Origin of the sequence: Mycobacterium intracellulare ATCC 13950, assembly GCF_000277125.1 — a bacterium.
GTDB lineage: Bacteria > Actinomycetota > Actinomycetes > Mycobacteriales > Mycobacteriaceae > Mycobacterium > Mycobacterium intracellulare.
In genome coordinates this window covers 4,452,087-4,470,230 of record NC_016946.1, presented here as the reverse complement: position 1 = coordinate 4,470,230, position 18,144 = coordinate 4,452,087, and the positions used below count along the sequence as shown (strand labels likewise).

The 18,144-nt window shown below is 68.9% G+C and carries 22 protein-coding genes and 1 pseudogene; 16 read left to right on the top strand and 7 right to left on the bottom strand.

The annotated features are described in order from the left end of the window. Nucleotides 1–62: 62 nt before the first annotated feature. The 10 genes and pseudogenes from alr to OCU_RS50695 form a co-directional block, all read left to right on the top strand. Complete coding sequence (gene alr / locus OCU_RS45570) at nucleotides 63–1,238, top strand: alanine racemase (RefSeq protein ID WP_009957469.1); 1,176 nt, start codon at nucleotides 63–65, stop codon at nucleotides 1,236–1,238. Nucleotides 1,239–1,290: 52 nt separating this feature from the next. Then, a complete protein-coding gene (locus tag OCU_RS45565; RefSeq protein ID WP_179293521.1) occupies nucleotides 1,291–2,340 on the top strand; it encodes an alpha/beta fold hydrolase in 1,050 nt (349 codons plus the stop codon). After that, on the top strand, nucleotides 2,333–2,818 hold the full coding sequence (tsaE, locus tag OCU_RS45560) for a tRNA (adenosine(37)-N6)-threonylcarbamoyltransferase complex ATPase subunit type 1 TsaE (protein ID WP_014381063.1): 486 nt from the start codon (nucleotides 2,333–2,335) through the stop codon (nucleotides 2,816–2,818). Before OCU_RS45565 ends, tsaE begins: the two co-directional genes overlap by 8 nt. After that, complete coding sequence (gene tsaB / locus OCU_RS45555) at nucleotides 2,815–3,438, top strand: tRNA (adenosine(37)-N6)-threonylcarbamoyltransferase complex dimerization subunit type 1 TsaB (protein ID WP_014381062.1); 624 nt, start codon at nucleotides 2,815–2,817, stop codon at nucleotides 3,436–3,438. The genes tsaE and tsaB overlap by 4 nt, the downstream gene beginning before the upstream one ends. Next, entirely contained in the window at nucleotides 3,435–3,896 is a 462-nt protein-coding gene (gene rimI / locus OCU_RS45550; protein ID WP_014381061.1) for a ribosomal protein S18-alanine N-acetyltransferase, read from the top strand. Before tsaB ends, rimI begins: the two co-directional genes overlap by 4 nt. After that, nucleotides 3,893–4,918 carry a tRNA (adenosine(37)-N6)-threonylcarbamoyltransferase complex transferase subunit TsaD gene (tsaD, locus tag OCU_RS45545; RefSeq protein WP_014381060.1) on the top strand — a complete coding sequence of 342 codons (1,026 nt, stop codon included), beginning with the start codon at nucleotides 3,893–3,895 and terminating at the stop codon, nucleotides 4,916–4,918. The genes rimI and tsaD overlap by 4 nt, the downstream gene beginning before the upstream one ends. Before the next feature lie 240 nt (nucleotides 4,919–5,158). Further along, nucleotides 5,159–5,461: a co-chaperone GroES gene (groES, locus tag OCU_RS45540; protein ID WP_007167930.1), complete on the top strand. Its 303-nt coding sequence runs from the start codon at nucleotides 5,159–5,161 to the stop codon at nucleotides 5,459–5,461. A gap of 95 nt (nucleotides 5,462–5,556) precedes the next feature. Further along, nucleotides 5,557–7,173: a chaperonin GroEL gene (gene groL, locus OCU_RS45535; RefSeq protein WP_009957477.1), complete on the top strand. Its 1,617-nt coding sequence runs from the start codon at nucleotides 5,557–5,559 to the stop codon at nucleotides 7,171–7,173. A 210-nt stretch (nucleotides 7,174–7,383) separates the two neighbouring features. Beyond that, nucleotides 7,384–7,983: a hypothetical protein gene (locus OCU_RS45530; RefSeq protein ID WP_014381059.1), complete on the top strand. Its 600-nt coding sequence runs from the start codon at nucleotides 7,384–7,386 to the stop codon at nucleotides 7,981–7,983. 560 nt (nucleotides 7,984–8,543) lie between these two features. After that, nucleotides 8,544–8,783 (top strand): annotated as a pseudogene (locus OCU_RS50695) (oxygenase MpaB family protein); the annotation flags it as partial. 36 nt (nucleotides 8,784–8,819) lie between these two features. Here OCU_RS50695 and OCU_RS45520 read toward each other — a convergent pair. From OCU_RS45520 to OCU_RS45500, 5 genes are all read right to left on the bottom strand, one after another. Beyond that, the gene (locus OCU_RS45520) at nucleotides 8,820–9,470 is read right to left on the bottom strand and encodes a DUF1345 domain-containing protein (protein ID WP_008260184.1); all 651 of its coding nucleotides are present in this window, start codon (nucleotides 9,468–9,470) and stop codon (nucleotides 8,820–8,822) included. Nucleotides 9,471–9,492: 22 nt separating this feature from the next. Continuing rightward, complete coding sequence (locus OCU_RS45515) at nucleotides 9,493–9,906, bottom strand: hypothetical protein (protein WP_009957480.1); 414 nt, start codon at nucleotides 9,904–9,906, stop codon at nucleotides 9,493–9,495. Nucleotides 9,907–9,961: 55 nt separating this feature from the next. Then, nucleotides 9,962–10,696: a superoxide dismutase family protein gene (locus OCU_RS45510; protein ID WP_014381057.1), complete on the bottom strand. Its 735-nt coding sequence runs from the start codon at nucleotides 10,694–10,696 to the stop codon at nucleotides 9,962–9,964. 70 nt (nucleotides 10,697–10,766) lie between these two features. Then, the gene (locus OCU_RS45505) at nucleotides 10,767–11,246 is read right to left on the bottom strand and encodes a hemerythrin domain-containing protein (protein ID WP_014381056.1); all 480 of its coding nucleotides are present in this window, start codon (nucleotides 11,244–11,246) and stop codon (nucleotides 10,767–10,769) included. Then, entirely contained in the window at nucleotides 11,243–12,034 is a 792-nt protein-coding gene (locus tag OCU_RS45500; RefSeq protein ID WP_080587946.1) for a Rieske (2Fe-2S) protein, read from the bottom strand. The genes OCU_RS45505 and OCU_RS45500 overlap by 4 nt, the downstream gene beginning before the upstream one ends. A 437-nt stretch (nucleotides 12,035–12,471) precedes the next feature. On the opposite strand from OCU_RS45500, the gene OCU_RS45495 reads away from it, so the two are divergent. Both OCU_RS45495 and OCU_RS51445 read left to right on the top strand, forming a co-directional pair. Continuing rightward, entirely contained in the window at nucleotides 12,472–12,969 is a 498-nt protein-coding gene (locus OCU_RS45495; RefSeq protein WP_008260175.1) for a GreA/GreB family elongation factor, read from the top strand. A gap of 8 nt (nucleotides 12,970–12,977) precedes the next feature. Next, nucleotides 12,978–13,124, top strand: coding sequence for a hypothetical protein (locus OCU_RS51445; RefSeq protein ID WP_014381054.1), 147 nt, complete (start codon nucleotides 12,978–12,980; stop codon nucleotides 13,122–13,124). A 25-nt stretch (nucleotides 13,125–13,149) separates the two neighbouring features. Here OCU_RS51445 and OCU_RS45490 read toward each other — a convergent pair whose 3' ends face one another. After that, nucleotides 13,150–13,452, bottom strand: a complete 303-nt coding sequence (locus tag OCU_RS45490; RefSeq protein ID WP_009952496.1) for a WhiB family transcriptional regulator — start codon at nucleotides 13,450–13,452, stop codon at nucleotides 13,150–13,152. 402 nt (nucleotides 13,453–13,854) lie between these two features. Between OCU_RS45490 and OCU_RS45485 the strand changes: the two genes are divergently transcribed. The 3 genes from OCU_RS45485 to OCU_RS45475 all read left to right on the top strand — a co-directional run bounded on the left by OCU_RS45485 (nucleotide 13,855) and on the right by OCU_RS45475 (nucleotide 15,916). Then, a complete protein-coding gene (locus tag OCU_RS45485) occupies nucleotides 13,855–14,646 on the top strand; it encodes a hypothetical protein (RefSeq protein WP_014381052.1) in 792 nt (263 codons plus the stop codon). A gap of 90 nt (nucleotides 14,647–14,736) precedes the next feature. After that, nucleotides 14,737–15,315, top strand: a complete 579-nt coding sequence (locus tag OCU_RS45480) for a sigma-70 family RNA polymerase sigma factor (protein ID WP_014381051.1) — start codon at nucleotides 14,737–14,739, stop codon at nucleotides 15,313–15,315. Next, complete coding sequence (locus OCU_RS45475; RefSeq protein WP_014942862.1) at nucleotides 15,302–15,916, top strand: anti-sigma-D factor RsdA; 615 nt, start codon at nucleotides 15,302–15,304, stop codon at nucleotides 15,914–15,916. The genes OCU_RS45480 and OCU_RS45475 overlap by 14 nt, the downstream gene beginning before the upstream one ends. Here OCU_RS45475 and OCU_RS45470 read toward each other — a convergent pair. Then, nucleotides 15,910–16,323 (bottom strand): DUF5319 domain-containing protein, encoded by a 414-nt coding sequence (locus OCU_RS45470; protein WP_007773416.1) that lies wholly within the window; start codon nucleotides 16,321–16,323, stop codon nucleotides 15,910–15,912. The two genes, OCU_RS45475 and OCU_RS45470, sit on opposite strands and share 7 nt — an antisense overlap. Nucleotides 16,324–16,544: 221 nt before the next feature. Here OCU_RS45470 and guaB point away from each other — a divergent pair, with 221 nt between their 5' ends. Then, nucleotides 16,545–18,140, top strand: a complete 1,596-nt coding sequence (gene guaB / locus OCU_RS45465; RefSeq protein ID WP_009954981.1) for an IMP dehydrogenase — start codon at nucleotides 16,545–16,547, stop codon at nucleotides 18,138–18,140. Nucleotides 18,141–18,144: the final 4 nt, after the last annotated feature.

Genomic DNA, 18,144 nt, shown 5'->3' with positions numbered 1-18,144 from the left:
GAAATCTCGCCAACAAGTCCACGCTCGGCGGCGTGCGGCGCGGTTCTGGGACAATGGCGCCCATGACCGGGCGGGCCGCTACGCCGATATCCCTGACACCGGGCCTCCTCGCCGAGGCCCTGGTGGACCTCGGCGCCATCGCGCACAACGTGCGGCTGCTGTGCGAGCAGGCCGGCGGCGCGCAGGTGATGGCCGTCGTCAAGGCCGACGGGTACGGCCACGGAGCCGCCCAGACGGCGCGCGCCGCGCTGGCCGCGGGGGCCGCCGAGCTGGGTGTGGCCACCGTCGACGAAGCGCTGGCGCTGCGCGCCGACGGCGTCCGCGCGCCGGTGCTGGCCTGGCTGCACCCACCCGGCTTCGACTTCGGGCCCGCGCTGCTGGCCGACGTCCAGATCGCCGTGTCGTCGGAGCGCCAGCTCGACGAGCTGCTCGACGCCGTGCGCCGCACCGGCCGGACCGCGACGGTCACCGTCAAGGTCGACACCGGGCTGAATCGCAACGGCGTACCGCCGGAGCACTACCCGTCGATGCTGACCGCGCTCCGCCGCGCCGTCGCCGAGAACGCCATCGTGCTGCGCGGCCTGATGTCCCACATGGTGTACGCAGACCAACCCGCCAACCCGGTCAACGACCTTCAGGCCCAACGGTTTACCGAGATGCTCGCCCAGGCGCGCGATCAGGGGGTGCGGTACGAGGCCGCGCACCTGTCGAACTCGTCGGCCACGATGTCGCGGCCCGACCTCGCCTTCGACATGGTGCGCCCCGGCATCGCGGTGTACGGACTGAGCCCGGTTCCCGAGCGCGGCGACATGGGACTGATTCCGGCGATGACAGTGAAATGCCCGGTGGCACTGGTGAAGTCGATTCGTGCGGGCGAGAGCGTGTCCTACGGGCACACCTGGACCGCGCGGCGAGACACCACCCTCGCGCTGCTGCCGGTGGGCTATGCCGACGGCGTCTTCCGGTCCCTGGGCAACCGCCTGGAGGTGTTGATCAACGGCCGGCGCCGACCGGGGGTCGGGCGGATCTGCATGGACCAGTTCGTCGTCGACCTGGGACCCGGCCCCACCGATGTCGCCGAGGGCGACGAGGCGATCCTGTTCGGTCCCGGCGCGAGCGGCGAACCCACCGCGCAGGATTGGGCGGATCTGCTCGGCACCATCCACTACGAAGTGGTGACCAGCCCCCGCGGGCGGATCACCAGGACCTACCGCGAGGCGCGAACCATTGAGCCCTGACGGAACCCGCAGGCGCTATAGGGGCAGGGCATGGCTTGCGGGTGGTGCGGGGCTGACGGCCATCGCCACGATCATCGGAGCCTCGGCCCGCCGCTCGATCACCCAACGCGCCACGGTCGAAGACCCTTACGCCCACGAGGATTTCAACCGGCTCGAGGACGACCGCAGCCTGGTGGTGACCACGCCCGACGGGGTGCCGCTCGCGGTCCGCGACGCGGGCCCCGCCGACGCGCCGCTGACGCTGGTGTTCGTGCACGGATTCTGCCTGCAGATGGGGGCCTTCCACTTTCAGCGGACCCGGCTGCCCGACCAGTTGGGCCCCGACGTGCGCATGGTCTTCTACGACCAGCGTGGCCACGGCCGATCCGGCGAGGCCGAGCCCGAGACCTACACGCTGACCCAGCTCGGCAGGGACCTGCAGACCGTGCTGAACGCGGTGGTGCCGCGCGGAATGATCGTGCTGGTGGGCCACTCGATGGGCGGCATGACGGTGTTGTCGCACGCCCGCCAGTTCCCCGAACAGTACGGGCGCCGAATCGTGGGCGCCGCGCTGATTTCCTCGGCGGCCGAAGGTGTGGCGAGATCACCACTGGGCGAGATCCTGAAAAACCCTGCGCTGGAAGCGGTCCGGGTCGCCGCGCGGTCCGCGCCGAACCTGATGCACCGCGGGCGCAACGTATCCCGCTCGCTGATCGGCCCGGTGCTGCGCGCCGCGTCCTACAGCGATCTGCAGGTCAGCCGGAGCCTGGACGCGTTCTCGCAGCGGATGATGAACAGCACGCCGATACCCACCATGGTGGGGTTTCTGGACGCGTTGGAAAAGCACGACGAAACCGCCGGGCTGTGGACCCTGCTGCGGGTCCCGACCCTGATCGCCTGCGGGGACCACGACCTGCTCACCCCGGACGAGTATTCGCGAAAGATGGCCGCCAGCCTGCCGCGGTCCGAGTTGGTCATCGTCGTCGGCGCGAGTCACCTGGCGCTGCTGGACAAGCCGGAGGCGATCAACGGTGGCCTGGTGCGGCTGGTCAGGCGTGCCACCCCGACCAAGGCGGCGCTGCGGCTGCGGCGGATACGGGAAAGGCTGTGGCGTCGTGGGTAAGGGTGAGGGCACCGCGACCTGCGAGCGCGTCGAGGACACGATCGCGTTGGGGACCCGGCTCGGTGAGCAGCTGCGGGCGGGCGACGTGGTGGTGCTCTCCGGTCCGCTCGGTGCGGGAAAGACCGTGCTGGCCAAGGGGATTGCCGCGGCCATGGACGTCGACGGCCCGGTCACCTCGCCGTCCTACGTGTTGGCGCGGGTGCATCCGCCGCGACGGGAGGGCGCCCCGACGATGATTCACGTCGACATGTACCGGTTGCTCGACCACACCGACAACCAGGGCGCAGACCTGCTCGGTGAGCTCGATTCGCTGGACTTGGACAGCGATCTCGACGACGCTGTCGTCGTGGTGGAATGGGGTGAAGGTCTGGTCGAGCGCCTCGCGGAACGCCACCTCGACATCAGGCTGGAACGCCTCAGCGGGTCCGACGTGCGGATCGCGACCTGGCAGTGGGCCGGCGGTGAGGCGCACCCATGAGCATCGTCCTTGCCCTCGACACCTCCACCCCCGCGGTGACGGCCGGCATCGTGCGGCGCGAGGACCTGTGCGCGCTGGCGCAGCGGGTCACCGTCGACGCCCGCGCCCACGCCGAACGCCTGACCCCGAATGTGCTTGCCGCCCTTGCCGATGCGGGGCTGACAATGGTCGACCTCGACGCCGTCGTGGTGGGCTGCGGCCCGGGTCCGTTCACCGGCCTGCGGGCCGGGATGGCCACCGCCGCCGCCTACGGGCATGCGCTCGGCATCCCGGTGCACGGCGTGTGCAGCCTGGACGCCATCGGCGTGCACACCACCGGGGACGCGCTCGTGGTGACCGACGCCCGACGGCGCGAGGTCTACTGGGCCCGCTACCGCGACGGCGTCCGGACCGGCGGACCGGGCGTTGATGCCCCCGCCGACGTCGACCACGGCGGAGCGCAGGCTGTGGCCGGCTCACCCGACCACGCGGCGATGTTCGGCCTGCCGGTGTGCGGTCCCATCCACCCGACACCGGCCGGACTCGTTGCCGCGGTGGGGGATTGGCGCGATGACCCGGCTCCGCTGGTGGCCCTGTACCTGCGTCGGCCCGACGCCAAACCCCTGGCGGCGCGGCAATGATCGCCGAGCCGGTGACCGTCGGCGCGTTGACGCGGGCCGACGCGCAGCGCTGCGCCGAGCTGGAGGCGCAGCTCTTCGACGGCGACGATCCATGGCCGGCGGCGGCGTTCAACCGCGAATTGGCCAGTGCCCACAACCATTACGTGGGCGCGCGCGTCGGCGGAACGCTCGTCGGCTACGCCGGCATCTCGCGATTGGGCCGCACACCGCCCTACGAGCACGAGGTCCACACCATCGGCGTGGACCCCGCCTACCAGGGGCAGGGCATCGGCCGCCGGTTGCTCGACGAGCTGCTGACGTTCGCCGACGGCGGCGTCGTCTACCTGGAGGTGCGCACCGACAACGAGGCGGCCATCGCGCTGTACCGCAGTGTCGGGTTCGAGCAGATCGGCGTGCGCCGGAGCTACTACCGGGTCAGCGGCGCCGACGCCTACACCATGCGGCGGGAGGCGCTGTGACGACGATCTTGGCCATCGAAACGTCGTGCGACGAAACGGGAGTCGGCATCGCGCGGCTGGACACCGACGGCACCGTCACCCTGCTGGCCGACGAGGTGGCCTCCAGCGTCGACGAACACGTGCGGTTCGGCGGCGTGGTCCCCGAGATCGCCTCGCGCGCGCACCTGGAGGCGTTGGGGCCCGCCATGCGCCGCGCGCTGGCGGCCGCGGGCCTGGACAGGCCGGACATCGTCGCCGCCACGATCGGGCCCGGGCTGGCCGGCGCCCTGTTGGTGGGAGTTGCTGCGGCCAAAGCCTATTCGGCCGCCTGGGGGGTTCCGTTCTATGCGGTGAACCATCTGGGCGGGCACCTGGCCGCCGACGTCTACGAGCACGGGTCGCTACCCGAGTGCGTGGCGCTGCTGGTCTCGGGCGGCCACACCCACTTGCTGCATGTGCGCTCGCTCGGCGAGCCGATCGTCGAGCTGGGCAGCACCGTCGACGACGCGGCCGGCGAGGCCTACGACAAGGTGGCGCGGCTGCTGGGGCTGGGCTACCCGGGCGGCAGGGTGCTCGACGAGCTGGCCCGCACCGGCGACCGCGACGCGATCGCCTTCCCGCGCGGCATGACGGGGCCGCGCGACGACCCCTATGCGTTCAGCTTCTCCGGCCTCAAGACGGCCGTGGCCCGGCACCTGGAAAGCCACCCGGACGCGGTGAACGCCGACGTCGCGGCCGGGTTCCAGGAGGCGGTGGCCGACGTGCTGACCCGCAAGGCCGTGCGCGCCGCGACGGACCTCGGCGTCTCGACACTGCTGATCGCCGGGGGAGTGGCCGCGAATTCGCGGTTGCGGGAGCTGGCCGAGCAGCGCTGCGCGGCGGGCGGCCTGACGTTGCGCATCCCCAGGCCCCGGCTGTGCACCGACAACGGAGCGATGATCGCGTCGTTCGCCGCGCATCTGGTGGCCGCCGGGGCGCCGCCATCCCCGCTGGACGTGCCCAGCGACCCGGGCCTGCCGGTGGTGAAGGCGCAGGTCGGCTGATCGCTGAGGGCGAACGCGCGGGGAGCAGCGGGGCCCCCTTGAGTGCTAGCACTCCCGTGTATAGAGTGCTAGGTGGCAATCGGCCACGCCCTGTGTCGGCACCCGCGACGACGGCGCTCGGGCATGGACGAATGCCGAACACCTGATAATTCGGCAGGTTCCGGGCCCGCCCCGGACCGGCCACCAACTCCCGGTCCGGGCTCGTCCCGGACCCGACCCAAACACTGGAGGGCTCCAATCGTGGCGAAGGTGAACATCAAGCCACTCGAGGACAAGATTCTCGTGCAGGCCAACGAGGCCGAGACCACGACCGCGTCCGGTCTGGTCATTCCCGACACCGCCAAGGAGAAGCCGCAGGAAGGCACCGTCGTCGCAGTCGGCCCCGGCCGGTGGGACGAAGACGGCGAGAAGCGCATCCCGCTGGACGTCTCGGAAGGCGACACCGTCATCTACAGCAAGTACGGCGGCACCGAGATCAAGTACAACGGCGAGGAGTACCTGATCCTGTCGGCGCGCGACGTGCTGGCTGTCGTCTCCAAGTAAGAACCGTGTCCCGCCCCGGCGATCCCCGCGTCCGCGCGGGTGATTTCCGGGGCGGCATGCGTTAGAGCCTCAGAGCTGGGGCGTGAAGGAGCCTGATGAGCAAGATTATTGAGTACGACGAAACGGCGCGCCGCGCCATCGAGGCGGGCGTGAACACGCTCGCCGACGCGGTACGCGTGACGTTGGGCCCGCGCGGCCGGCATGTGGTGCTGGCCAAGGCATTCGGCGGGCCCGCGGTCACCAACGACGGTGTCACCGTCGCGCGGGAGATCGACCTGGAAGACCCGTTCGAGAACCTGGGCGCCCAGCTGGTGAAGTCGGTGGCGACCAAGACCAACGACGTCGCCGGCGACGGGACCACCACGGCGACCGTGCTGGCCCAGGCGTTGGTCAAGGGCGGCCTGCGCCTGGTTGCGGCCGGCGCCAACCCCATCGAACTCGGTGCGGGAATCTCCAAGGCCGCCGACGCGGTGTCCGAGGCCCTGCTGGCGTCGGCCACCCCGGTCTCCGGGAAGGAAGCGATCGCCCAGGTGGCGACCGTGTCGTCGCGCGACCAGCTCCTCGGCGAGCTCGTCGGCGAGGCGATGACCAAGGTCGGCACCGACGGCGTAGTCAGCGTCGAGGAATCCTCCACGCTGAGCACCGAGCTCGAGTTCACCGAGGGCGTCGGCTTCGACAAGGGCTTCCTGTCGGCGTATTTCGTGACCGACTTCGATGCCCAGCAGGCCGTGCTGGACGACCCCGTGATCCTGTTGCACCAGGAGAAGATCAGCTCGCTGCCCGACCTGCTGCCCATGCTGGAAAAGGTCGCCGAATCCGGCAAGCCGCTGCTGATCATCGCCGAGGACATCGAGGGCGAGCCGCTGGCGACCCTCGTGGTGAACTCGATTCGCAAGACGCTCAAGGCCGTCGCGGTCAAGGCGCCGTTCTTCGGCGACCGCCGCAAGGCGTTCCTCGAGGATCTGGCGATCGTGACGGGCGGCCAGGTGATCAACCCCGACGCCGGCCTGCTGCTGCGCGAGGTCGGCACGGACGTGCTGGGCTCGGCTCGCCGCGTGGTGGTCAGCAAGGACGACACCGTCATCGTCGACGGCGGCGGCGCCAAGGACGCGGTGGCCAACCGCATCAAGCAGCTGCGCGCCGAGATCGAGTCCACCGACTCCGACTGGGACCGCGAGAAGCTGCAGGAGCGGCTGGCCAAGCTGGCCGGCGGTGTCGCCGTGATCCAGGTGGGTGCCGCCACCGAGACCGCGCTCAAGGAACGCAAGGAGAGCGTCGAGGATGCCGTCGCGGCCGCCAAGGCCGCCGTCGAGGAGGGCATCGTCGCGGGCGGCGGCTCGGCGTTGCTGCAGACCCGCAAGGCGCTTCAACAGCTGCGCGGCTCGCTGACCGGTGATCAAGCGCTCGGCGTCGACGTCTTCTCCGAGGCGCTGGCGGCCCCGCTGTACTGGATCGCCACCAATGCCGGGCTCGACGGCGCGGTCGCGGTGCACAAGGTGACCGAGCTGCCCAACGGGCACGGGCTGAACGCGGACAAGCTCACCTACGGTGACTTGATCGCTGACGGTGTCATCGACCCGGTCAAGGTCACCCGCTCGGCGGTGCTCAACGCGGCGTCGGTGGCGCGGATGGTGCTGACCACCGAGACGGCCATCGTGGACAAGCCGGCCGAGGAAGCCGATGACCACGGCCACGGTCATCACCACCACTGAATGAATGACGACAAACGCCCCCGGCTCAAATCGCCGGGGGCGTTTTCGTCGCGCCGATTGCTACGCTGGCCGGACTCTGACTTGGGGAGCGTGAGCGTGAGCTATCCGCAGCAGTGGCCACCGCAACCACCGCGATACCCCCAGCAGTGGCCACCGTCGTGCCCGTCGCAGCCGCCTCTTCGACGTAAGACCAATGTCGGGCTCATAGTCGTGCTTGCCGTCGCGGCGGTCGTCGTTCTCGTACCGGTGGCGTTGGTCGGATTTTTTCTCCTCCAGGACATGGCCCGCGATGAGCGCGGCCGAGTCCAGGAAGCCGCATCTCCCACGGCCTTCGATGTGGTGTGCGACGGCGGATCGATCAGTAACGCAGCCGCGTACGGGAAGCCGTACAAGATTGCTGCGTTCGCCCCGGACGACGAGCCGAGCCCGATGCGCGAACTGGCCAATTCCCACTGGGCGGAAGTGACATTGGATTCCCGTGCCGACTACCGGGCGAATCCCGACGACTTCCGCTCGACGAACGTTGTTGCCTGCCTTACCCGCAAATCCGGGACGGAAGTAAAGGCCCGCACCTGCAACTTGCAGACTGACACCGGCGAACACGTCGACGTTGACGTCTACGCAGTTCAGTACGACATCGAATTGCGCGAGGCGAAGACCGGCAAGCGCATCGAGCAACTAGGCACCGTGGACGGTCCGGCAGTAAGTTGCCCGTTACTCGTATGGGTCAAGACGCGCGATCCGAAGGCGTACGCGGGACCCGATTCTGCAGCCGTCAATGCCAAGCTTGCCGAATTCGCGCACAGGTAACTGAATCCCGGCCGGCGCTTGGCTTGGCTTGCATGGAGCAGCACCGAGACGGCCGTCGTCGACAAGCCGGCCGAGGGGGATGACCACGGCCACGATCATCACCATCACTAGCTAGGGGTCTCGGCTGACTCAAAGATGCACCCTCGGTCTTGGGACCGGGGGTGTTTCTCGTCGTCGGGCGCCTGCGCGCGATGACCACGATTTTTGAGGCAACAAGCTAAGCCACCACTTGCGCCGAACAATGTCTCTAACAGGACATACACGCGCTCGACGTGACGTGCCAGCTAACGTATCTGTTGTGTCGTCTGTGTGCTATGGGATGATGCTGCACTGTGCACGGACCCGAACATCAAGACGATGACAGCGTGGTCGACTGGCCGTTGTGCATCGGGCAGGACATACCGCCGTACGTCTTCATACCTCCGTCAGATGTACCGGCTAGTGAGTGGATAGCGGACATACCCGTTACGAAATGAGCAACTTGGTCACTCGGCGATGCCGTCGGAGCGGCGGCTCGGTAAGTCTCTCGATTCTTCCGCCCCGGCGCCGCCGATCACCATGAAAGCGCCGAGACCGGTAGGCAGATCAGCGCTTTGAATCCCGAGGCCTATCAGTGGGTGATCGCCACCGGCTACATCGTCAACGCACAGGCCGGGCGGTTGTTGATCGGCCGCGAGTTCACCGAGGCCGAGAAAGAGGAGCTGCTGCGCGACAACCGCCGGCTGGCCCGGCTGCTCCACGTGCCCATGCGCGGCTATCCCGAGTCGCAGCAAGAGATGGCCGACTATTTCGAAGCGATCGACTGTGGCGCAACGCGTTCCACTCGACCGCACGCGTCAGAACTTGGCGCCCAATCCCGCGATCAGGTTGATGGTGACCGCCAGGACGACCGCGCCGAGCAGGTAGGACAGCAGCGCCTGGCGCAGCACCGTGGCCCTGATGGAGGTCAATCCGATCTCGGTATCTGACACCTGATAGGTCATGCCGACCGTGAAGGCGACATACGCAAAGTCGCGAAAGCGCGGCGGCTCCGGGTCGTGGAAGTTGATTCCGCCCGGTTCGTCCGAGTAATACAGCCGCGCGTAGTGCACGGTGAACAGCGTGTGCACGGCGAACCAGGACGCCGCGACGGTCAGGATGCCGACGACGGCGGCTTCCACGGCGCCGGGACCCGAACGCGACGCCGCGGCGACCACGTAACCCACCCCGCCCAGGCTCGCGACGCTCGCCGACACGATGACCGCGTCGGATGCCCACCGGGTGGGATCCTCCCGGGTCGCATATTCGCGGGTTTGATCGGCATCCATTCCGCCCAGGATGAGCCGCGTCCACACCACGTAGACACCGGCGGTGACGATCCAGCCGGCCAGCGCGAACCGCCAGCCGACCGTGTTGCCCACCCCAAGGGCGACGGCGACTCCGAGCACGGCGGCCACCGCTATCCGCGCCCCGACCGTGTCGCGAAAGAAGTCGGCGAGGGGTTTCACAATCCCGACCTAAGCACGATCCTCAGCGCCCGACGAGGACCCCGACGATGACGATGCCTACGCCCACCAAGATCGCCAGCGAGAGCGACACCAACCCGAAGCTGACAAAGCTCTCCTTCGCCGTCGAGGCCTCAAAGTCGCCCGCCGCGATGGGCGCGAATCTGCGACCGGCGCCCCACGCCGCCGCGAGCAGCGTCGTCAACCAGTTCGCGTAGGCCGCGTACACGATGAGCGCGACCGCGGCGATTCCCCACGCGTGGGGCAGGTGAATGTGCGGCCACAGCAGACCGAGCAACACGAGGAACATGCCGTTGAGCAACGCCTCCAGGTGGCTCGACAACCCCATGCGCCCGTTCTTCAGGGCGGGGACGGCCAGCCCGGTGAGCAGGCCGAGCAGAAACAGGACCAGACCCAGGGTGAACAGCGCGGTCTGCATCTCAGCACAGTAATTCGCCGTCGCGGGGCCGGCGCCGTTTTCGGGGCCTCAAGCGTCAGCGGGTGCCCGGCGGCAGGCTGGGCGGAGTGCTCACGGTCGTGGTCGGCGCGGACGTCGTGGTCGGGGTGCTGGTGACCGTGACGGTGCTCGTGCTCGTGCTCGTCGACGGCGGTGGCACGACGACTGTGCTGGTGCTGGTGCTGGGTGTGACGCTGGTGGTCGACGAGGTCGTCGTCGCCGACGCCGCCGCGATCACACCGCAGGCGATTCGTTTGTTCGACTCGGCGGTGGGGCCGCCGCCCAAGTTGTCGACGCTCTGGTGCAGGATCAGCGCGCTGCCCGAGCTGCTTCTCAGGTCCGCGGCGGTAAACGAGTTGCTGGTGGTGACCAGCTTCGCCGAGCCGTCGGAGCGCACCTGCAGCGCGGTCAGGTCTCCGCTGGCGGGGTAGCCCGTGTGATCGGCCGCCTGGTAGACGCTTCCCGCGGAGTCGAAGTCGCCCTCGCATTTGCCGACCGAATGGATTTGCAGCCCATGGAAACCGGGGCTCAGCACCTGGTTGGGGCCGGCCTCCACGGTCACCGTGGCGTAGCCGTTCGCGAATTCGAAGGTGGCGTTGGCGACCGGGATCCCGTCGGCGGTCTTGAGCTGGGTGGTCAGCCGCTCCGCGCCCGGGGCGGGGCTGGTCAGCGGCGACGTATTGGGTTGGCTGCCCTGCTGGTTCGCGCAGGCGGCCAGCGGTGCGAGGGTCGCGGTGAGCGCCGCGACCGCAAAGGATGCGCCCTTGTTCATGGGCGGTGCCTACCCAATTCGCCGATTTCAAAAACGGGCACGCCTCGCCGCAGCGCCAGATCCCCGCCGGTCACAGCGAACTGAGCAGGGCCGCGCGGCCGCGGACGCGCAGCCTGTTGAGCCTCGACTGCCGTAGCCGGGCCATGCGCTCGACCATTTGATTCCCGAGACTTTCGAGCAAGTCCTCACTCAAATCTATTGGAGCCGGACACAAGTCGCGTTCCTCCTCGCTGGCGTGGGCGTCGAGGACCCGGACGAATGAGGACCATTCGTCTTGGTAATTCGGCGCGGTCGGCGCCGTCCGCAGGAGCACCGCCAGCTGATCCCACACTTGGCGGTGTTCCGCGTGGGCGATGGCGACAAGTGCGCTCGCCGCCGCTACCGCCGGATAGAACAGGTCGTCTTCGATGCGCATGTGGATGTCCAACTCGAACAGCAGCTCAGCGAGGGCGGCCTGGCGCTCGTCGGCCTCGGGCGGTATCGCGCTGATCCTCTCGCAGAGTCCGCGTAAAACTCTGTGGTGCTCGAACAGGACGTCGTAGGCATTCATCGCATGACTCCGCGCACCTCGACGAGTCCGTCGCGGATCCGCACCGGATAGCGCGGCAGCGCCGCTGTTGCCGGTCCGCGCAACACTTCTCCCGATTCGCACGCGAACCTGGAACCGTGCCAGGGGCAAACGATTCGATCGCGGTCGATCCAGCCGTCGTTCATCGGCGCGCCCAGGTGGGGGCAGTGCTCGCCGACGGCCAGCACCCGGCCTTCGTTGCGATAGAGCACCACGCCGACGCTGGCCACCTCCACACGCCGCGGCTGGCCATCCAAGGACGCGACCGCCAGCACCGGTGTCCACCGGTCTCCGCTCAGCCGGGCGCCGGAGCGGTCAACCCCGGTGCCCGATGCGAACACCAACGTGCCGCCGAGGTAGCCGGCGCCGAGGGTGAGGCCGTAGCCCAGCGCGCTCGCCGCCATCCCGCGCCGGTGCCGCCCGCCCCGGCGCTCCCACCAGGACGCCGCGTACAGGCCCGTCGCTATGGCGTTGAGGGCGCCGTGGACGAGACCGATTCGACGCGATTGTTCGTGGGTGTGCTGCCAGTCCGTCAGTCCGGTGGCGGCCGCGCCGACGCTGCCGGCGAGCCCGACGCCCAGCGCAAACCTCGACGCGTCGTGCAGCGGCGCGGCGCGGCGCGGCAACACGCTGACCGCATCCATCGCGACCGTCGTCGTCAGCGCTCCCATCGGAATCGACGTCAGAGCCGGATGCAGCGGATGACCGAGCCAGGTGCCGTGCAAGAAATTGCTGATCCGATCCCGGTGCCGACCCGCCGCGGCGAACACGAAGGTCAGAGCGTGCTCGAGTCGGTAGCTCGGCCGATCCAGCCACGCTTGTCGTCCCAGTGTGGTGCGCCCGTGTGCCACAGTGCATCCCCTCCGTTGTGCGGGGACCGGCGCGGCGCAACGCGTCTCGACGCCGCGTCGGCTATAGACCGCGGCTGGCCCGCCGCGTCCATGTCTGGTTCACGGACTGCGGATGCGAATCGTTCATTTTCACCGCTGCTGATCGCGCAGAACCCGACGTTGTCGGAGCGCGACAACGAACCCCCGCGCCGTTGTCGTGTTCGGGCAAGCGCCACTGCGGCCGGTCACGCGACCATGGAATCAGCAAGGGACGCAGACTTCGCCCAACCCAGGGCGCGCCCAGTCGTCAGGGGCGGTGCACCGGCCCGCCCGCCCCTGGCGGCAACCCCCTCCGACACGAAAGGACGCCACGCGCCATGACCACCATCCAGCGCATCCGGATGACGCCGCAGGACTACACCCGATTGCACGACGAACTGGCCGGGCTGCGTTCGCGCCGCGGGGCTGAGGTTCCCGACGACCTCATGGACTACAACCCGAATCGCCGTGCGCGCCAGTCCGTGTGGCGCGCGCGCATCTGCGAGATCGAGGGCCTGCTGTCCCACGCGGTCGTCGTCGGCGAAGGGGCGGCCTTTGACCCCGTCGCCGAAGCGGGCATGGTGTTGACCATCCGCTACGACGACACCGGCGAGACGGAGACGCTTCTGCTCGGCCGGCCGTGCCCCGAGGCCGCCGGCATCAAGGCCTATTCGATGGCGTCCCCGCTGGGTCGCGCGATTGCCGGCGCCCGCCCCGGCGACCAGCGTTTCTACGCCATCCCGGGTGGGACGGGGCGGTCCGTGACGGTGCTGAGGGCCCTGCCGTACGAAATGCATGCGGCGAAAAGCCTTGGGCCACAGGTGGTCTTGCGATGATGCAGATTATGGAAGCAACCATGCCCGCGGAGAAGGCGAAATCGCTGTTCACCCAGCGTGATTCGGCGCACGTTCCGGACAAGCAGATCCACCGCTGGGAAGGCGAGGGCGGCGCGGAGTACCTGCCCAGGTCGCGTCGACGGCCGGAATACTAGGCCCGCGCCGAAAGACGATCGGGGGTCAGGCGCTGCGCCGGATGCCGCGGCCGATGTCACCCTTGAGCAGCAGGTCGCGTTCGGATTCCGACAGGCCGCCCCACACCCCATAGGGCTCGCCGACTTCGAGGGCGTGCGAACGGCATTCCTGGATCACCGGGCATTGCCGGCACATTTCCTTGGCGCGTTGCTCGCGTTGCATGCGGGCGCGGCCGCGCTCGCCGTCGGGGTGGAAGAACATTGCTGAGTCAACGCCGCGGCACAAGCCCTGTAGTTGCCAATTCCAGATGTCGGCGTTGGGTCCAGGTAGCTGCTCCGGCTGTGGCATTGGTTCGTTCCCTCTCTGCACGGCCCGCCCACGTGCGGTCGGGTTCGCGAAAGCGATTGTGTGCAACTTAAATTAAGTGGAGTGGAGTCCCCGATGACTACCCGTCGTGTGTAGACGTTAGGGGCGACGGTGAATTTCCGTCAATAGCCACTTAGCCCGGCAAAGTATGTGTCCCTTGGTGCAAAATTAACGTTGCGTTCATCTCGAATGAAATGGCGCCTCCGACGGGGCGCTACCAGGCGGTTGTACGAAACGTAATTTCCCAGCTCAGCGCCGACCGCGCCCGCGGGCCGAATTTATCCATGGGCTATAGTGATTAACTGTTCGGTAACAGGAAGACCACAAACTGTTTACTACATCATTGTGATTGAAACTCGTCACACTTCCTTGATTGGGCGGCGGTTGGCCGACGCCGCGTTCGGAGACGGGCCCGGCGACTGGCCGCTGCCGTCGGCGACGACGCCCGCGCAACTGTGGCTGCGCGCCGTCGCGGCCGGGGGACAGGGGCGCTACGGCGCCGCGCAGCGCGACCTCGCGGCGCTGCGGCGCGCTGCGCCGGCCGGACGGCTGGCCTCGCTGGGCATGAGCACGCAGGGATCGTTCCTGCGCCAGCTCGGTTGGCACACCGTCGCGCGCCGCTGGGACGGGCGCGCCCTCGCGCTGGCCGGCGCCGATCCCGAGGCGGGCGCCGACGCCCTGGTCGGGCTGGCGGCCGACGCGCTGGGCGTGGGGCGATTCGCGGCCGCGGCGGCGCTGCTGGCGCGCGCCGACCCGCTGCTGGCATCCCTGGACCCCAAAACGCCCGTGCCCGACCGGATTCCGGTGCGCCGGCGGTGGGTGGCCGCCGAACTCGCGATGGCCCGCGGCGAGGGTGACGTCGCCGTCCGCCATGCCGGCGAGGCGGTGGAGCTGGCGGCGGCCATGAGCGTCCCGTCGGCCCGGCACCGAGTCAAGAGCGAGGTGGTGCTGGCCGCCGCGCTGTGCAGCGCGGGAAACATCGAGCGCGCCCGCGCGGTCGCGGACGCCGCGCTGCAGACCACCGGCCGGTTAGGTCTGCTCCCGTTGCGTTGGGCGTTGGCGTGCTTGCTGATCGATATCGAAAGCGTCACGTTTTCGGCACAGCAACTGCACGAAATCCGGGATGTCTGCGCAGGCCAGGTGCGGCACGCCGGTGGAACGTGGCGTTCCGCTTGAATCGGGCCCTTGCCCGTTATTGTCATTTCGTTAGTTAGCCCAGTTGGCCCGCGATGTGTCCGGTTCGTAACGTTAGGGATATCACCGTCGATGACAATTCCAGCAGGGGAACGTCTCGATGCCGTGGTCGCCAAGGCCGTCACCGGAGACCACGGCGCGCTGAGGGAGGTGCTGGAGACCATCCGTCCGATCGTCGTGCGATATTGCCGGGCCCGCGTCGGCACGGTCGATCGGGGTGGCCTGTCAGCGGATGACGTGGCGCAGGAGGTGTGCTTGGCGACCATCACGGCGCTGCCCCGCTATCGCGATCGCGGACGCCCCTTCCTGGCCTTCCTCTATGGCATCGCGGCCCACAAGGTCGCCGACGCCCATCGGGCCGCCGGTCGTGACCTGGCCTATCCCACCGAATCGATTCCCGAACGGTGGTCGCCCGACGCGGGGCCCGAACAGCTTGCCATCGAAGCCGATTCGGTGAGCCGGATGAGCGAACTGCTCGAAATCCTGCCCGCCAAGCAGCGCGAGATCTTGATCCTGCGCGTCGTCGTCGGCCTGTCCGCCGAGGAGACCGCGGCCGCGGTCGGCAGCACCACGGGGGCGGTCCGAGTTGCCCAGCACCGCGCGTTGTCGCGGTTGAAGTCCGAGATGATTGCGGCAGGTGACTGTGCCTGAATCCCTGGATGAATTCGCCCGCACCGACCTGCTCCTCGATGCGCTGGCTCAGCGCCGGCCGGTGAGCGTCGAGGACCCCGACGTCGACGTGCTGACCACGATGCTCGAGGACTGGCGCGACAACCTGCGGTGGCCGCCGGCCAGCGCGCTGGTGACGCCCGAGGAGGCCGTCAACGCGCTGCGGAAAGGACTGGCCGAGCGCCGGCGGGGCCGTCGCGGCCTGACCGCCATCGCCTCGGTCGCCGCCGCGCTGATCGCGCTCAGCGGTTTCGGGGCCATGGTGGTCGAGGCCCGTCCCGGCACCCCCCTGCACGGGTTGCACGCGATGTTCTTCGACCAACCGCGGGTCCACGAAAAGCAGGAAATGCTGGCCGCCAAGGCCGACCTGGCCAAGGTGCAGGAATCGATCGACCGCGGCGAGTGGGAGCAGGCTAAGAATCAGCTGACCGACGTGAGCAGTTTGGTGCAGTCGATCGACGACCCCGTCGCCAAGCGGGAGCTGATGAATCAGCTGAAGCTGTTGAACGCCAAGGTCGAATCGCGCAACCCGAACGCGACGCTGCCCTCGTCGGCGGCTACGCCGGGTGCGCCCAATCAGTGACGGCGGTGGAAGCCGTCGGCGTCTGACGTCGCCTCGTTGAGCGAGGCGTCGGCGTAGCCCCGGCAGTAATCCCACGTGACGTAGGCGTCCGGCTCGGGGTCATAGGCGGGCTCGTGCGGGCGCACGGTGCCGTCGATCAACAGCTGCAGGAGGTTGGCCCGCAGCATGTCCCAGTCGTGGTAGTGATCCTGCTGACACTCGTCGCAGCAGACGACGAGCCCGCGAATGCCTTTGTGCGCCAGCAACGCTTCGTACACCGCCAGATCAGCGAGGTCGGCCTCGACGGCCATCCGCTCCTGCTGATCCAGGGGCTGGCCCGGCTCGACGGCTTCCAGTGCCGCCGACGGATCACAGGGGTCGTCGGCGAAAGGGTCGGGCGGCAAACCCGGTGGGAGGTGGTCGCGCACGCCCCTAGCCTACGCAGCCCGGTCGGGATAACGCCAGCAGGGAGCCGCCCGCCGTTCCCGTTCCCTTCGGGGTGCGCGGCGCGCCCCGAGCAAGCGAACTCTCACGCTGTGCCCGATTGGCCGGCTTCCTCCTCGCGCCGTCCCGGCGCGCATCGTCACCCGGCGAAGGGGAGCCGATAGGATGGGTTTTCTCACGCCGCATCGTATGGAGGGCCCCACTGATGACCCGTGGCACGTCCCACCTGGAAGCCAGCTCTGACCTCGTCGGCAGTCCGTATGTGCGGGTCGGCGGCCTGGTCGACGACCCGGTGCCCACGGGGGGCGACAACCCGCACAAGATCGCGATGCTGGGGCTGACCTTCGACGACGTCCTGTTGCTGCCCGCCGCCTCCGACGTGGTCCCCGCCACCGCCGACACGTCCAGCCAGCTCACCAAGAAGATCAGGCTCAAGGTGCCGCTGGTGAGCTCGGCGATGGACACCGTCACCGAGTCGCGCATGGCGATCGCGATGGCGCGCGCCGGCGGCATGGGTGTGCTGCACCGCAACCTGCCCGTCGCCGAACAGGCCGGCCAGGTCGAGATGGTGAAGCGCTCCGAGGCCGGCATGGTCACCGATCCGGTCACCTGCCGCCCGGACAACACGCTGGCCCAGGTCGACGCGCTGTGCGCCCGGTTCCGCATCTCCGGCCTGCCGGTGGTCGACGAATCGGGCGCGCTCGTCGGCATCATCACCAACCGCGACATGCGGTTCGAGGTCGACCAGACCAAGAAGGTCGCCGAGGTGATGACCAAGGCCCCGCTGATCACCGCGCAGGAGGGGGTGTCCGCCGACGCGGCGCTGGGCCTGTTGCGGCGCCACAAGATCGAGAAGCTGCCGATCGTCGACGGCCACGGCCGGCTGACCGGGCTGATCACCGTCAAAGATTTCGTCAAGACCGAACAGCACCCGCTGGCCACCAAGGACAGCGACGGCAGGCTGCTGGTCGGCGCCGCCGTCGGCGTCGGCGGCGACGCCTGGGTGCGGGCGATGATGCTGGTCGACGCCGGGGTAGACGTGCTGATCGTGGACACCGCGCACGCGCACAACCGGCTGGTGCTCGACATGGTCGGCAAACTCAAGGCCGAGGCCAGCGACCGCGTCGAGGTGATCGGCGGCAACGTCGCCACCCGGTCGGCGGCCGCCGCGCTGGTCGCCGCTGGCGCCGACGCCGTGAAGGTGGGCGTGGGGCCGGGGTCGATCTGCACCACGCGGGTGGTCGCGGGCGTGGGCGCGCCGCAGATCACCGCGATCCTGGAGGCCGTCGCCGCCTGCGGGCCGGCCGGGGTGCCGGTGATCGCCGACGGCGGGCTGCAGTACTCCGGCGACATCGCCAAGGCGCTGGCCGCCGGGGCGTCGACGGCCATGCTGGGCTCGCTGCTGGCGGGCACCGCCGAGGCGCCCGGCGAGCTGATCTTCGTCAACGGCAAGCAGTTCAAGAGCTACCGCGGCATGGGGTCGCTGGGGGCCATGGCGGGCCGGGGCTCTGGGACCGGAAAGTCGTACTCCAAGGACCGCTACTTCGCTGACGACGCGCTCTCCGAGGACAAGCTGGTGCCCGAGGGGATCGAGGGCCGGGTGCCGTTCCGCGGCCCGCTGTCCTCGGTGATCCACCAGCTGACCGGCGGTCTGCGCGCGGCGATGGGGTACACCGGCTCGTCGACCATCGAGGAACTGCAGCAGGCCCAGTTCGTCCGGATCACGGCGGCCGGGCTGAGGGAAAGCCACCCGCACGACGTCGCCATGACGGTCGAAGCCCCCAACTACTACGCGCGCTGAGGCC